Origin of the sequence: Affinirhizobium straminoryzae (genome assembly GCF_007004135.1) — a bacterium.
GTDB lineage: Bacteria > Pseudomonadota > Alphaproteobacteria > Rhizobiales > Rhizobiaceae > Neorhizobium > Neorhizobium straminoryzae.
The window spans coordinates 1-15455 of sequence record NZ_VJMG01000083.1 but is presented as its reverse complement, the minus strand read 5'-3'; the positions used below and the strand labels follow the sequence as shown (position 1 = coordinate 15455).

General features: G+C 61.7%; 11 protein-coding genes and 1 pseudogene. 4 read left to right on the top strand and 8 right to left on the bottom strand.

The genetic code is table 11. From position 1 onward, the window contains the following. Window positions 1-107: 107 nt before the first annotated feature. The gene (gene metH, locus FNA46_RS23635) at window positions 108-3881 is read left to right on the top strand and encodes a methionine synthase (RefSeq protein ID WP_143127679.1); all 3774 of its coding nucleotides are present in this window, start codon (window positions 108-110) and stop codon (window positions 3879-3881) included. Window positions 3882-3967: 86 nt separating this feature from the next. Here metH and FNA46_RS23630 read toward each other — a convergent pair whose 3' ends face one another. The 8 genes from FNA46_RS23630 to FNA46_RS23595 form a co-directional block, all read right to left on the bottom strand. Continuing rightward, window positions 3968-5212 carry a PDDEXK family nuclease gene (locus FNA46_RS23630; RefSeq protein WP_143127678.1) on the bottom strand — a complete coding sequence of 415 codons (1245 nt, stop codon included), beginning with the start codon at window positions 5210-5212 and terminating at the stop codon, window positions 3968-3970. Between the two features lie 73 nt (window positions 5213-5285). After that, entirely contained in the window at window positions 5286-6155 is an 870-nt protein-coding gene (locus FNA46_RS23625) for a protein phosphatase 2C domain-containing protein (protein ID WP_143127677.1), read from the bottom strand. Window positions 6156-6161: 6 nt separating this feature from the next. Continuing rightward, window positions 6162-7205: a zinc-dependent alcohol dehydrogenase family protein gene (locus FNA46_RS23620; protein WP_143127676.1), complete on the bottom strand. Its 1044-nt coding sequence runs from the start codon at window positions 7203-7205 to the stop codon at window positions 6162-6164. 68 nt (window positions 7206-7273) lie between these two features. After that, window positions 7274-8335 (bottom strand): ABC transporter ATP-binding protein, encoded by a 1062-nt coding sequence (locus FNA46_RS23615; protein WP_143127675.1) that lies wholly within the window; start codon window positions 8333-8335, stop codon window positions 7274-7276. 12 nt (window positions 8336-8347) lie between these two features. Next, the gene (locus FNA46_RS23610; RefSeq protein ID WP_143127674.1) at window positions 8348-9130 is read right to left on the bottom strand and encodes an ABC transporter permease; all 783 of its coding nucleotides are present in this window, start codon (window positions 9128-9130) and stop codon (window positions 8348-8350) included. Then, window positions 9127-9960: an ABC transporter permease gene (locus tag FNA46_RS23605; protein ID WP_425468804.1), complete on the bottom strand. Its 834-nt coding sequence runs from the start codon at window positions 9958-9960 to the stop codon at window positions 9127-9129. Before FNA46_RS23605 ends, FNA46_RS23610 begins: the two co-directional genes overlap by 4 nt. Window positions 9961-10122: 162 nt before the next feature. Further along, a complete protein-coding gene (locus FNA46_RS23600) occupies window positions 10123-11226 on the bottom strand; it encodes an ABC transporter substrate-binding protein (RefSeq protein ID WP_425468803.1) in 1104 nt (367 codons plus the stop codon). 139 nt (window positions 11227-11365) lie between these two features. Further along, window positions 11366-12253, bottom strand: a complete 888-nt coding sequence (locus tag FNA46_RS23595; RefSeq protein WP_143127671.1) for a MurR/RpiR family transcriptional regulator — start codon at window positions 12251-12253, stop codon at window positions 11366-11368. 172 nt (window positions 12254-12425) lie between these two features. On the opposite strand from FNA46_RS23595, the gene FNA46_RS23590 reads away from it, so the two are divergent. The 3 genes and pseudogenes from FNA46_RS23590 to FNA46_RS23580 form a co-directional block, all read left to right on the top strand. Further along, on the top strand, window positions 12426-13205 hold the full coding sequence (locus FNA46_RS23590; protein WP_143127670.1) for an N-formylglutamate amidohydrolase: 780 nt from the start codon (window positions 12426-12428) through the stop codon (window positions 13203-13205). A 112-nt stretch (window positions 13206-13317) separates the two neighbouring features. Continuing rightward, window positions 13318-14892 carry an amino acid permease gene (locus tag FNA46_RS23585; protein WP_143127669.1) on the top strand — a complete coding sequence of 525 codons (1575 nt, stop codon included), beginning with the start codon at window positions 13318-13320 and terminating at the stop codon, window positions 14890-14892. 68 nt (window positions 14893-14960) lie between these two features. Further along, window positions 14961-15455 (top strand): annotated as a pseudogene (locus tag FNA46_RS23580) (glutamine synthetase); the annotation flags it as partial.

The following is a 15455-nucleotide window of genomic DNA, read 5'->3' as shown; positions in this document are numbered from 1 at the left end:
TCATGACCGATTGCAGGCCAGAGCGTTCTCCCGGTAAAATATTGACATAAAGATATCTTTATGTGATTAACCCTGATCTGCCATCCAAGCCCCCGAGGAGAGTGCCTGTGTTTGATCATCTGTTTGGTCCCGAAGGAGCGGCGCGCAACGGTCACGAGATCTTCGAGGCGCTGGCGAAGGCCGCGCGCGAGCGCATTCTCATTCTGGATGGCGCCATGGGCACGCAGATCCAGGGGCTGGGCTTCGATGAGGATCATTTCCGCGGCGAGCGTTTCATCGGCTGCGCCTGCCACCAGCAGGGCAACAACGACCTGCTGATTCTGACGCAGCCGCAGGCGATCGAGGAGATTCACTATCGCTATGCCATGGCGGGCGCGGATATCATCGAGACCAATACCTTCTCCTCGACCCGCATCGCCCAGGCCGATTACCAGATGGAAGGGGCGGTCTACGATCTCAACCGCGAAGGCGCGCAGGTGGTGCGCCGGGCGATCGAGCGGGCGATGCGCGAGGATGGCAAGCGCCGTTTTGTGGCCGGCGCCATCGGTCCGACCAACCGCACCGCGTCCATCTCGCCGGATGTCAACAATCCCGGCTACCGCGCTGTTTCCTTTGATGATCTGAGGCTTGCCTATGCCGAGCAGATCGACGGTCTGATCGATGGCGGTGCCGACATCATCCTGATCGAGACGATCTTCGATACGCTGAACGCCAAGGCGGCGATCTTTGCCTGCGAGGAGCGCTTCGAGGCGAAGGGCATCCGCCTGCCCGTGATGATTTCCGGCACGATCACCGACCTTTCCGGCCGCACGCTGTCCGGTCAGACGCCGACGGCCTTCTGGAATTCGGTTCGCCACGCCAACCCGTTCACCATCGGCTTCAACTGTGCGCTGGGGGCAGATGCCATGCGCCCGCATCTGCAGGAAGTGTCGGCGGTGGCCGATACCTTCGTCTGCGCCTATCCGAATGCCGGCCTGCCGAACGAATTCGGCCAGTACGACCAGTCGCCGGACGACATGGCGCGGCAGGTGCGCGAATTCGCCAGGGAAGGCCTCGTCAACGTGGTCGGCGGCTGCTGCGGCTCTACCCCTGAGCATATCCGCGCCATTGCCGAGACGGTGAAGGAATTTGCCCCGCGCCAGGTGCCGGAACACCGGCCCTTCATGTCGCTCTCCGGTCTCGAACCGTTCACGCTCACCAAGGACATTCCCTTCGTCAACGTGGGCGAGCGCACGAACGTCACGGGCTCGGCCAAATTCCGCAAGCTGATCACAGCTGCCGACTATACCTCGGCACTTGCGGTCGCCCGCGACCAGGTGGAAAACGGTGCCCAGATCATCGACATCAACATGGACGAGGGCCTCATCGATTCCGGCCGCGCCATGGTGGAGTTTTTGAACCTCATCGCTGCCGAGCCGGATATCGCGCGCGTTCCCGTGATGATCGATTCGTCAAAATTCGAGATCATCGAGGCCGGCCTCAAATGCGTGCAGGGCAAGGCCGTGGTGAACTCCATATCGCTAAAGGAAGGCGAGGAGAATTTTGTCCGGCAGGCCCGTCTGATCCGCCGCTATGGCGCCGCTGTGGTCGTGATGGCCTTCGACGAGCAGGGGCAGGCCGATACCTATGCCCGCAAGGTGGAGATCTGCCGGCGCGCCTACAAGATCCTGACGGAACAGGCGGGCTTTGCGCCGGAAGACATCATCTTCGACCCCAATATCTTCGCGGTCGCCACCGGCATTGAGGAGCATGACAATTACGGCGTCGATTTCATCGAGGCAACGCGCACCATCCGGCAGGAAATGCCACTGGTGCATATTTCCGGCGGTGTTTCGAACCTCTCCTTCTCCTTCCGCGGCAACGAGCCGGTGCGCGAGGCCATGCATGCGGTGTTCCTCTACCACGCCATCCAGGCGGGCATGGACATGGGCATCGTGAATGCCGGCCAGCTGGCGATCTACGAGAATATCGATCCGGACCTGCGCGAGGCCTGCGAGGACGTGGTGCTGAACCGCCGCAAGGATTCGACCGAGCGCATGCTGGAAGTGGCCGAGCGCTTCCGTGGCGCCGGCGCCAAGGAGGCCAAGGCGCAGGATCTCGCCTGGCGCGAATGGCCGGTGGAAAAGCGTCTGTCGCATGCACTGGTCAACGGCATCACCGATTTCATCGAGGTGGATACCGAGGAGGCCCGCCAGCAGGCGGAGCGTCCGCTGCATGTCATCGAAGGGCCGTTGATGGCCGGCATGAACGTGGTGGGCGATCTGTTCGGCTCCGGCAAGATGTTTTTGCCGCAGGTGGTGAAATCCGCCCGCGTGATGAAGCAGGCGGTTGCCGTGCTGCTTCCCTACATGGAAGAGGAAAAGCGCCTCAACGGCGGCGACGAGAAGCAGGCCGCCGGCAAGGTGCTGATGGCGACCGTGAAGGGCGATGTGCACGATATCGGCAAGAACATCGTCGGCGTCGTGCTCGCCTGCAACAATTACGAGATCATCGATCTCGGCGTCATGGTGCCGGCGACGAAGATCCTCGAGGTGGCGAAGGAACAGAAGGTCGATATCATCGGCCTCTCCGGCCTCATCACGCCGTCGCTGGATGAAATGGTGCATGTGGCCGCCGAAATGGAGCGCCAGGGCTTTGACATGCCGCTGCTGATCGGCGGTGCGACCACCAGCCGTGTGCACACGGCCGTCAAAATCCATCCGCAATACAAGGCGGGGCAGGCGGTCTATGTAACGGATGCCAGCCGCGCCGTCGGCGTCGTCTCCAGCCTGCTCGCCGAAGGCGGCCGCGAGGCCTATGTCGAAACGATCCGGGCCGAATATGCCAAGGTGGCGGCGGCCCACGCCCGCGCCGAGGCGGAGAAGGTGCGCCTGCCGATCGAGCGGGCGCGCGCCAATGCGCAGAAGATCGACTGGGCGGCCTATCAGCCGACCACGCCAAGCTTTACCGGCACCAAGGTGTTCGAGGATTACGCGCTGGACGAGCTTGTGCCCTATATCGACTGGACGCCCTTCTTCCAGACCTGGGAGTTGAAGGGGCGTTTTCCGGCGATCCTTGAGGACGAAAAGCAGGGCGAGGCGGCGCGCCAGCTCTATGCCGATGCGCAGGCCATGCTGAAGAAGATCGTGGAGGAAAAGTGGTTCCGTCCGCGCGCCGTCATCGGCTTCTGGCCGGCCAATGCGGTGGGCGACGACATCCGCCTGTTCACCGACGAGAACCGCGCCGAAGACCTCGCGACCTTCTTCACGCTCCGTCAGCAGCTTTCCAAGCGCGATGGCCGTCCGAACGTGGCCCTCAGCGATTTCGTCGCCCCGCTCGAGAGCGGCAAGGTGGACTATGTCGGCGGCTTCGTGGTGACGGCCGGCATCGAGGAGGTGGCGATCGCCGAACGCTTCGAGCGCGCCAACGACGACTATTCCTCGATCATGGTCAAGGCGCTCGCCGACCGCTTTGCCGAGGCCTTTGCCGAGCGCATGCATGAACAGGTGCGCCGCGAGTACTGGGGCTATGCCAGGGACGAAAGCTTTTCCAACGAAGAGCTGGTGGCGGAAGCCTATGCCGGCATCCGCCCGGCGCCCGGTTATCCCGCCCAGCCCGACCACACCGAAAAGCGCACGCTGTTCGATCTCCTGAAGGCCGAGGAAACCACTGGCGTGGTGCTGACGGAAAGTTTTGCCATGTGGCCCGGCTCCTCCGTCTCCGGCCTCTATATCGGCCATCCCGACAGCTATTACTTTGGCGTGGCCAAGGTGGAGCGCGACCAGGTGGAAGACTATGCCCGTCGCAAGGGCATGGAGATCACCGAGGTTGAACGCTGGCTGGGGCCTGTGCTGAACTACGTGCCGGTGAGCGGCGAGGAGGCGGTGGACGACGCGGCGTGAGGGGGGCTTTACTCTTCCAGACGCATATGGATGACCGGCATCAGTTATGGACTTCCGGGAACGCTAGGAAGCGGTTTTCAGCCTCCCTATTGCTCCCGGCCGTTGCGTCCCAACTGCAGTTCTTCCTCAATTGATCTCGTTCTTGGGCGCAGGGCGTTGATGAAGCTGTTTGCCTTTTCCCGTAACCAAGACAGCGCACGGTCCCTGTTGACGGCATCCTCAAGATCTCCGACGCGGAGAGTTGCAGAAACCTGTGGACGTGCCTGAGCGAAATCCACTGTTGCAAATGGAAGTTCTTCTTTGATTTCCGATGCCTGAGCTGAAAGCGCTTGCGACGTATGCTCTCCTATCGAGCCGCTGCGGAATGATAGGAACACGCCCACAGTATCCGGGTTTACCTCACGGTAAACGGTTATCCATGCCGAGCCGGAAGCCGAGCCGAGTTTGAACGTAATTTTGCCCCCGATGGAGGGTTTCGGCACTAGTTGATCAGGGTCATCAAGTTTCAGATCTTGCAGGAAATCTTCCCAAAACGATTTGTTTACCTCCCTGCGTCTAATCAAGATTTCTGTCCGCTCGGGCGAAGTTTCCAATTCTTCTTCTATGCTTTGTTCTTCAGCAATAACTGTGCCGTTCGGCAGAGATATGACAGTTCTCACAACTGATTGGGTGCGTACCAGCACCCTGGGCACAAGTAATTTGCCGCCGTCCGGGGTTCTATAGACCGGCATTTCAACGAGACCGAATGTGAAGTGCAAGCCAGCATGTGCTTGCAGATAATCCGATATAGCCTCAACACCCTCCCGTATCCCGTCGCCTACGATTAGCAACAAAAATCTTCCGCGGCGCAGGTTATAGCTCAGAGCATCATTGAAAAATATCTCATTGATCTCGTATCCGCCGTTGCGGAGAATATCGACGACAACGTTACCTTTCCGACCTGTTCGACGGCTAACCTCACGCTGGACATCTGATGCTGACCACTTCGTCAGTTCCTTGGAATAGTCGAGTATTTGGCCAACCACCTCGCGTCGGCTCTGCGAATTCCTCCAGAGTTTGCACTCGACGATCACTGGCATCCCGTCTGCAGTCACGAGAAAATTGTCGATTGGTCCCGCGGGTGTTCGAAGCTCTGTGCATATGGAAACGGCACCGGTGAAGAGTGGGTCAATTTCAGCGATAGGTAAGCACAGCGGATGCTTATGTATAAGATCCCGAATTTCGCTCTCGGCCATTCCATGCCCCGATGCTCCGAGGTCAAGTTCAACGGCTAGAGAGACGGAATTATCATCCGCTGAAATCAATAAAGGTGTCGTATGTTGCCGCTTCACTCTTTGGCTCTCCGCATTTGGAGATAGTTAGATATATTCATTGTCACACTCTGGCGGATGATTGAAACCTGCCTCACCCCTCCACCCGCACCAGCATCGCCGTGGTATCATCGCTCTGCTTGAAGCGTGGGTATTTGAGCCCGTCCGGGTCCACCTCGCGCTCCAGATGCCTGAGTTCCGCGATAAGGGACCCAAGACCGGCGGTGGCGGCGCGGCGGACGAGGTTGGCGGCATCCGTCGTCTTGTAGAGGCTGACGAGATCGGCAAGGCCATCCGAGCAGATCACGGCGGTGGCGCCGCCCGAGAGCGGGATCGTCTGGAGCGCCAGATGGTCGGCCGCCTCGGGGACAAGGCCCAGCGACCAGACCCAGCCCTCCGGCGTGTTCTGTCTGGCACGGCTTGCCCTCAGATCCTGAAGCGTCTGCGGATCGTGAACGAGGGCGCCCGCCGCCCCGATGCCGCCGAGGCGGGAAAGATGGGCGCGGGCGGCGGCCTGTTCCCGTTCGAAGGCCTGGGGCAGGGCGGTCAGCGTCTCGGCGCGACCGTCATCATGCAGGAGATAGACGACGCTGTCCCCGAGGCCGAAGAATTCGAGGCCGCGCTCCGTGACGCGGAGCCCTGCCAGCGCGGCCGCCGGCCAGGCATAGCGTGGCTGTTCGCCCGCCGTCGCATCGAAGAGTGTGCGCGCATCGGCGCTGATGGCGCGCAGCACATCTGCGACCTCCACCTCCGGCGTCAGCTCCACGGCCATCCGCCGCGTCGCGTAATCGGCAATCCAGGCGGCATCTGTGTCATGGCTGGTCATGAACTGCCGGTCGCCGAGGCCGGTGGCGCCGTCCAGCACGAAGGCGGCGGTTCGGTTGGCACCAAAACGGTCCTCGTTGGGACGGCCCGGTTTGCCAGCATCGGAGAGGCTGGCAATGACGTCGAGACGAAAGGTCATGGGAGGTTACTCGAAGCGGTCGATGATGCTGATGCCGCTTTCGCGGAAGCTGTCCATGGCGGGAAGGGCTTCTGCCGCATCGGTGAGGCTGATGTGGCGGCCAATGAGCTTCTCCGGTTGCAGCGTGCCGGCCTCGATCATCGACAGCATGGCATCGTAGCGCCAGGCCTGCATGCCATGGCTGCCATAGATTTCCAGCTCATGGGCGATGACCCGCGCCATCGGGATCTGCGGCATGGCATGGTCGGCCAGCATCAGGCCCACCTGCACATGGCGGCCGCGCCGCCTGAGGTTGGAGATCGAGTTGCAGCAGGTCTGCGGATGGCCGAGCGCATCGACGGAAACATGCGCACCGCCGCCGGTCACCTCGCGCACGGCCTCCGCCACATCGGCCACGTCGCGGCTGTTGATGGTCACATCGGCGCCGAGGTCGCGCGCCAGCGACAGCTTGTCCGCGGCAATGTCGATCGCCACGATGCGCGCGCCAAGTCCCTTGCCGATCATGATGGCCGAGAGGCCGACGCCGCCGCAGCCATGCACGGCAAGCCACTCGCCGCCCTTCAGCCGTCCCTGGTCCACCACGGCGCGGAAGGAGGTGGCGAAGCGGCAGCCAAGGCTCGCCGCCGTCGCATAGGACATGCTTTCCGGCAGCGATACAAGGTTCTGCTCGGCATGGTCGATCGCCACATATTCGGCAAACGAACCCCAGTGGGTGAAGCCCGGCTGGAACTGCGCCTCGCAGACCTGCTGGTTGCCCGAGCGGCATTCATGGCAATGTCCGCATCCGGAGACGAAAGGCACGGTGACGCGGTCACCCACCTTGAAGCGGCGCACGTCACGCCCTGTCGCGGCAATCACACCGGCAAATTCATGGCCCGGCACATGCGGCAGGTGGATATCGGAATCATGCCCCATCCAGCCGTGCCAGTCGCTGCGGCAGAGGCCCGTTGCCTTGACCGCGATCACCACGCCATCGTCGGACGGCGTCGGATCGGGCAGGTTGGCAACCACCGGCGCTTCACCGAAACGTTCGTAATAGAGGGCGCGCATGATCTCGTCTCCTGTCATAAACCGGGCATAGCAGTAGCCTGATTTGCCCGGATCGCAAGAGGCTCGGCTCAGTCTCCCAGCACCATCAGTCCATCCTGCTGCAGCGAAAGCGAAACGGTGTCGCCCGTCTTCGGCAGAACGGCAGACGGCTGGTTGAACATGTCGAAGGAGACGATGTTGCCGCCGAGATCCACCTTGGTGCGCAGAACCGAGCCGAGGAAGTTCGAGGAGATCACGGTGCCGGAGAGCGCCGCATCGCCGTTTGCGGCATCCGCCAGCGTGGCGGCTTCGGGACGGAAGGCGAGGGAGATGCTGCTGCCATCGGCCTTGCCCGTGACCGGCTGCGACAGCTGCAGCGTTTTGTTACCGATCTGCACGGTGCCGGCTGCGCCATTCACCAGCACGGCCTGCACCACGTTCAGCGTGCCGACAAAATTGGCGACGAAGCGGGTGGTCGGGCGGTTGTAGATTTCGCCCGGCGTGCCGATCTGGTCGGCCTTGCCGGCATTCATTACCACGATGCGGTCGGAAATGGACAATGCCTCTTCCTGGTCATGCGTGACGAAGACGGTGGTGATGCCAAGCTGGCGCTGGATCTGGCGGATTTCCTCGCGCAGCGACACGCGGATCTTGGCATCGAGCGCCGACAGCGGCTCGTCGAGCAGCAGGACCTGCGGCTTTGGCGCCAGGGCGCGCGCGAGCGCCACGCGCTGCTGCTGGCCACCGGACATCTGGTAGGGATAGCGGTCGGCCAGATGCTCGAGATGGATCAGCTTCAGCATCTCCTTCACGCGGGTCTCGATCTCCCCCTTCGGCTTGCCTGCCACCTTCAGCCCGAAGGCCACGTTGTCGAAGACATTCATGTTGGGAAACAGCGCATAGGCCTGGAACACCATGCCGATATTGCGCTGGTTGGGGCGAAGGTTGGTCTGGTTCTTGCCGTCGATCTCGATGGTGCCGCCGGTCGGCGTTTCGAAGCCGGCAATCATGCGCAGCACGGTGGTCTTGCCGCAGCCGGATGGGCCGAGGAAGGAAATGAATTCGCCCTTCTCAATCGCCATATTGAAGTCATGGACGACCTTCACGGTGCCGAAGGATTTTTGCAGATGGGTCAGTGTCAGAAAACTCATGGATAAAAATCCTCAAACCGGGCGCTGCGGGGTTTTCTGCAGCCGGGAAACAAGCTGCATCAGGCCAAGGCAGGCCCAGGTGATGCCGAAGGCGATAACCGCCAGCGCGGCAGGTTCATAGGCCCGGTTGGCGCCGAGCAACTGCATGTAGGGGCCGAAGGCGGGCTTGTTCAGAAGCGCCGCCATGGTGAACTCGCCCATCACGATGGCGAAGGTGACGAAGGCGCCGGACATCACGGCAACGGTGACATTCGGCAGGATCACGCGGCCGATGATGGTGGCCCAGCCGGCGCCGAGGCTCTGGGCGGCCTCCGTCAGCGTCGTCACGTCGATCGTGCGAAGCCCCGTATCCACCGCGCGGTACATGTAGGGAAGGCTGAGCGTCGCATAGCCGAACACCAGCAGCACGTCGGTGCCGACATAGGAGCCCGTCAGCGGCAGCCAGCTCGAGGTATTGTAGAGCCGGATATAGCCGAACACGATGACGATCGCCGGAATGACCAGCGGCAGCAACGTGACGAACTCGATATAGGGGCGAAGATAGGGCAGCTTCAGCCGCACCCAGTAGGCCGTCGGCACCACCAGGAATACGCCGAAGACGATGGTCAGCAGTGCCATCCACACGGAGTAGCCGAAGGTCTCGTGGAAGCGGCTGTCGGCGAAGACCTTGGCATAGGCATCGAAGGAATATTCGCCGCGCCGCATCTTCAGCGAGAAATTGGTCATGCCGACGAGCGGCAGGATGAAATAGATGAGGCCGATGATCAGCGCGGCCCAGGCCCAGAGACGTTTCATTTCAGCCACCTCTCGCTGCGGGCGCGAAGCCAGATGTAGATCGCATTGGCGCAGCCGGTCACGACGATCATGCCGAAGGCCAGTGCATAACCAAGATGCGGATCGCCGAGCACATCGCCGCGAATCTGGGCATAGAGCAGGATCGGCACGATATTGAGCGAGGAGCCTGTCAGCGCGATCGCGGTTGCCACGGCGCCGAAGGCATTGGCAAACAGGAGCGCCAGCGTGCCGAGCAGCGAGGGCAGCAGGATGGGAAAGCCCACCATGCGCCAGTACTGGCCGTTGGTCGCGCCGAGAATGGCGGCCGCCTCCCGCCATTCCTTCTTCAGCCCGTCCAGCGCCGGCGTGATGATCAGGACCATCAGCGGGATCTGGAAGAACAGATAGGTGACCGTCAGGCCCCAGAAGGAAAGAATGTTGAAGCCCAGCATGCGCAGGTCCACACCGAATTCGCTGCGCAGGAACAGGTTGACGAGGCCGACGGGCCCGAGCGTTGCCAGGAAGGCGAAGGCAAGCGGCACGCCGGCAAAGTTCGATGCGACGCCGGAAAAGGTCAGGAGCGGATCGCGGATCGAGCGCGGCAGGCCGCCCAGCACCACGGCGGCGGCCATGGCGAAGCCGATCAGGCAGCCGAGGATCGCGGACATGAAGCTGATCTTGATGGAAATCCAGTAGGCCGCCAGAATCGAGGGCGTGAAGAGCCCCGCCACATTGGAAAGCGTGAAGCCGCCATCCGCGGTCTGGAACGCGCCGATGACGATCTTCATCGTCGGCAGGATCAGGAACAGCAGAACGAAGGCGGCAAATGGCACGACACCCAGCCAGTGCATCGGGAAGCGCGCGAACCGTCCTGGCGGCGCAGCGCTGTTGGCCTTCGTGGCCGTCTCTGTCGACATCTCGTCTTGCCCCTCTTTCCTGCAGTCATCGCAGGTTATGCAAAAACGGTGCCGCCTCGATTGTCAAATGCGAGGCGGCACCGGATTTCAGTTCAGTTACTTGACGTTGGCGCCAACGACCTTGTCCCAGCCGCCGGTGACGGCAGCCTTGTTGGCATCGACTTCCTCGAGCGTCGGGAAGTAGGCCTTTTCATAGGCGGCTGCCGGCGGCAGCTTGGCGATCAGGTCCTGCGGAACCTTGCCGGCCTTGACCATGGCGTTGAAACGGACCGGGTGGCAGTAGCCCTTCAGCCACAGGTTCTGGCCTTCGTCGGAATAGAGGTGCTCCATCCACAGCTTGGCGGCGTTCGGGTGCGGTGCATAGGCCGAGATGCCCTGAACGTAGACGCCGGCCAGAACGCCAGACGCCGGAACGACGACGTCCACCGGCGGGTTGCCGGCCAGCGTGTCCTTGGCGGCCAGCGCATTATAGTCCCACATCACGACGATCGGGGTTGCGCCCTGTGCCAGCGTGCCGGACTTGCCGATGACGGGGACGAAGTTGCCGGCCTTGTTGAGTTCGGCGAAATACTTCAGGCCGGCTTCGCCGGCATCCTTGCCAGCCTTGGCGCCACCTGCCATGCCGGCCGCGAGAACACCGAGAATGGCCTGGTTCGAGGCACGCGGGTCGCCGGCAAGCGCAACCTGGCCGGCATATTCCGGCTTCTTCAGGTCAGACCAGTCCTTCGGCGTGTTCTTCACCAGGTCCTTGTTCACCAGAAGCGACATGACGCCGTAATAGTCGCCGTACCAGTAGCCTTCGGCGTCCTTCAGGTTGTCAGGGATTTCGGCCCAGGTGGAGACCTTGTAAGGCTGAAGCAGGCCTTCCTTCTTCATCTGCGGACCGAAGGCGAGGCCCACGTCCACGACGTCCGGAGCCTGCGGGCCCTTGTTGTCCTTGTTGGCCTTGATGGCTTCGACTTCGTCTGCCGAGCCGGCGTCCGGGTTCAGTTCGTTGACCTGGATTTCCGGATACTTCTTCTTGAACGAAGCGATCACATCGCCATAGCCGCACCAGTCGTGGGGCAGGGCGATCGTCGTCAGCATGCCTTCCTTCTTGGCGGCAGCAATCAGTTCTGCGCTCGGTTCGGCATAGGCGAGGCTTGCCGTCGCAACGACCATGGCAGTGGTCATGGAAAGCAGTCGATGGAACTTGGTCATCACGATGTCCTCCTGGGGTGTTGTCGTGTGGCGCGACTCGTAGAGTCGTTTGATGAATGGCATGTGACAGGATTGTTAACACTGACGATGGCGATGCCGCCTTGCGTTCTCCTTCTTCTTTTGGCGTCTTTACAGTGGCTTAGCTTCCTTCCGCCGGCGTCGGCCGGCGAAACAGCCTTGACCGTTCGAAGAGCTTTTCCAGTGAATTCATGCGCTCACGGGTCTTTTCCCAGGCCGCACTCTGCACCGCCTCGATCAGCGCCTCCACCGTGAACAGCGTCACCACGGACGAATCCCAGGCGGACGGCGCCTCGATGCTGATCTTGAACACATGGCGGGCATGGCGGGCGACCGGAGAGGCCCAGACATCGGTGAACAGGATGATATCCACGCCGCTGGCCGCCGACGCTTCTGCGAGCGTCGCAAGTTCCTGCTCGTAGCGACGGATGTCGAAAATCACCAGCACGTCGCCGGGGCTCATGTTCAGGAGATATTGCGGCCAGGAACTGCGATTGGTGGAGATGAGCGTTGTCTTCGGCCGGATCACCTGCATGTGGGTGAAGAAGTATTCGGCAAGCGCGCCCGTAATGCGACCGCCAACGAAATAGAGGCTGCGCTTTTCGTCCCGCAGGAGTGCGGCCGCGCCATCGAAAGTCGCGACATCGAGACTGCTCAGGGTGTCGCGCAGATTGGCGGTGATGGCATCGGCGAAGCGGTTGAGAATATGGGCTGTCGGCGCGCCGGCCGCCCAGCGGTCGTGCTTGGCAATCGGGCTTGAAATGGTTGCTTCCAGATCCTGATGCAGGTGCTGCTGGAACTCCGGATATCCCTTGTAGCCGAGCTTTTGCACCATGCGGGCCACGGTCGGCGTTGATACGCCGGCATTTTCCGCAACGGTCGTAATACTGCCGAGGCCGGACACCGGATAGTGTTCCAGCAGGCTGTCGGCCAGCTTTCGCTCGGCAGGCGTCAGTCCGTCATAGTTCAGACGGATGACGTCCAGCACCGTGTGTGGAGGTGACGTCACGTTTCCCTGTTTTCCCCTTGCCGGTCTTCTGCCGGTTTACATGCAGGAATTAACAATCGACTGCGGATGAAAGTCAATGTGTCCGCTGAAAAGAATCTTTCAGCATGGTGATTGACGGCGACCCAATGTTGAAGAATTCTCTTCTTCATGATCACAGGGGGCTGGATGATCCATGCTTGCGCAGACGCACCTGCTGACTGAGGCGGACGGGCAACCGGTCGCTGTGGAAAACCCGCAAGGACGCGGCGAGGTTCTCCTCGTGTGCGAGCATGGCGGTCGCCTGCTTCCTGCATCGCTCGGAACGCTCGGTCTATCGGCAGAGGCGCTGTCCTCGCATATCGCCTGGGATCCCGGCGCGCTCCCGGTCGCGATGATCATGGCAAGGCAGCTCGATGCCGTTCTCATCCACCAGCGCTTTTCGCGGCTCGCCTATGATTGCAATCGTCCGCCGGAATCGCCCGGCGCCATCCGTGATGTCAGCGAAGTCTATCAGATTCCCGGCAATGCGAACCTGACGGACGGGGAGAAGGCGGCGCGTGCGCAAGCCATCTATCTGCCGTTCCGCAGCCGGATTGCGCAGGAGATTGCCGCGCGCCGTGCGGCGGGCAGACCGACAGTGCTTGTCACCGTCCACAGTTTCACACCCATCTATTTCGGTCAGCCGCGCGCGGTGGAGATCGGCATCCTGCACGAGCGGGATGCCCGTCTTGCCGATGCGCTCCTCAAGGCGGCCAAGACCACGCATCTCTATCGCATCGCGCGCAACGAGCCGTATGGGCCCACGGACGGGGTGACCCATACGCTGGAAGAGCACGCCATTCCGGCGGGCCTGCTCAACGTGATGATCGAGGTGCGCAACGACCTTATTCAGGAGGAAACCGGCCAAGGGGTTGTGGCCGATTTCCTGACGGGGCTGCTCGGCGAGACACTCGCCGACATGCACCGATCATAAAAAGACGAAGACCCCGCGGGAGCAGTTGTTTGCGTGACCGCAGCGAAAGCTGCGCAAGTTCAATCTCGGAATCCGTCCGGCAGACGGCGGATCTTGTGAACAGGGGAACGTCATGTCCGATTATACTGAAAGCGATAAGAAGCAGGATATCCAGATCCTGCACTCCATGGGCTATGCGCAGGAACTCGAGCGTCGCATGAGCTCGTTTTCCAATTTTGCCATTTCCTTCTCGATCATCTGCATCCTGTCCGGCGGCATCAATTCGCTGGGGCAGGCAACGGCCGGGGCCGGTGGTGCTTCCATCGGCATCGGCTGGCCGCTGGGCTGCCTGATCTCCGGCATCTTCGCGCTGGGTCTGGCGCAGATCAGCTCCGCCTATCCGACAGCCGGCGGCCTCTATCACTGGGGCTCCATCCTCGGCAACCGGTTTACCGGCTGGCTGTCGGCCTGGCTCAACCTGCTTGGCCTCGTCACCGTGCTCGGCGCGATCAATGTCGGCACCTTCTACTTCTTCTTCGGCGCCTTCGGTACCACGTTCGGCATCGAGGATACGCTTGTCCATCGCGTCGTCTTTGCTGCCGTCATCACGGCACTGCAGGCCCTGATCAATCATTTCGGGATCGGCCTGACCGCCAAGCTGACCGATTTCTCCGGTTATCTGATCTTTGCCACCGCGCTGGCTCTCACCATCGTGTGTCTGGTGTCTGCGCCGAGCTACGAGTTTGCCCGGCTCTTCACCTTCGCCAACTACACGGGCCAGCCGACAATGGCTGCCGATGGCACGATGACGGGCGCGGCGGTCTGGCCGAATGTCGTCTCGGGCGGCATGGCCTTCCTGCTTGGCCTGCTTCTGCCGATCTACACCATCACCGGCTATGATGCCTCTGCCCATACCTCGGAGGAAACGGTGAAGGCGGCCGTCTCCGTGCCGAAGGGCATGGTGTCTGCCGTCATATGGTCCGCCGTGTTCGGCTACATCATGCTGTGCGCCTTCGTCCTGATGCTGCCCAACATGGAGGATGCGGCCAAGCAGGGCTGGAACGTGTTCTTCTGGGCCATGGATACCCAGGTGAATGCCACGGTGAAGACCGTGCTCTACGCGCTGATTTTCGTCTCGCAGTTCCTCTGCGGCCTGGCGACGGTCACCTCCGTCTCGCGCATGATCTTCGCCTTCTCGCGCGACAAGGGCCTGCCCGCCTCGGCGGCGCTTGCCAAGGTCAGCACGAAATACCGCACGCCGGTGGCGGCCATCTGGACGGGGTCGATCCTGTCGGTCCTGTTCATCTGGTTCACCTCGGCGATCACGATTGCCGGGACGCCGGCCTATTCGATCGTCGTGTCCTGCACGGTCATCTTCCTGTTCCTGTCCTTTGCCCTGCCGATCGCGCTTGGCCTGGTGGCCATCGGCACGCCGAAGTGGCCGAAGATGGGGCCGTGGAACATGGGGATCGGTACCTACAAGCTGGTGTCAGTGCTGGTGATCATCTCGATGGCCATCATCTTCTACATCGGCGTGCAGCCGCCAAACGACTGGGCGCTGGAAATCACCGTCGGCTTCCTTGTGCTGACGGCGATCGTCTGGTTCGGCTTCGAGAACCGTCGTTTCATGGGCCCGCCGATCGGCGACGCCATCGCCAAGCGCAAGGCCGAGATTGCTGCCGCCGAGGCAGCCGTCGGCGAGGCCTGAGCCATCGCCGGCATCCTGCCGCCGCGCGGGGAGGCGCGGCGGTATCCTCCTTTCGAACGGATATCGATATGACTTCGACTTATACCTTTGACGACCTGAAGATCGACGTGGCGGCCGGGCGGATCGACACCGTGATCGCGGCGCAGGTGGACATGCAGGGCCGTCTGATGGGCAAGCGCTTTCAGGCGGAATATTTCGTCGACAGCGCCTTTAAGGAAACGCACAGCTGCAACTATCTGCTGGCGACCGACATGGAGATGGAAACCGTGCCGGGCTACAAGGCCAGCAGCTGGGAGAAGGGTTACGGCGACTATACGATGAAGCCGGACCTTGCGACGCTGCGCAAGCTGCCGTGGCTTGAAGGCACTGCGCTTGTGCTGTGCGACGTGCTCGATCACCATACCCATGAAGAGGTGCCGCACTCGCCCCGCACGATCCTGAAGACCCAGGTGAAGCGTCTGGCGGATATGGGCTATACCGCCTTCATGGCGAGCGAACTCGAATTCTTCCTGTTCGACCAGAGTTTCGAGGCCGCCCTCGCGCGCGGCCTCGAAACTCTGGTC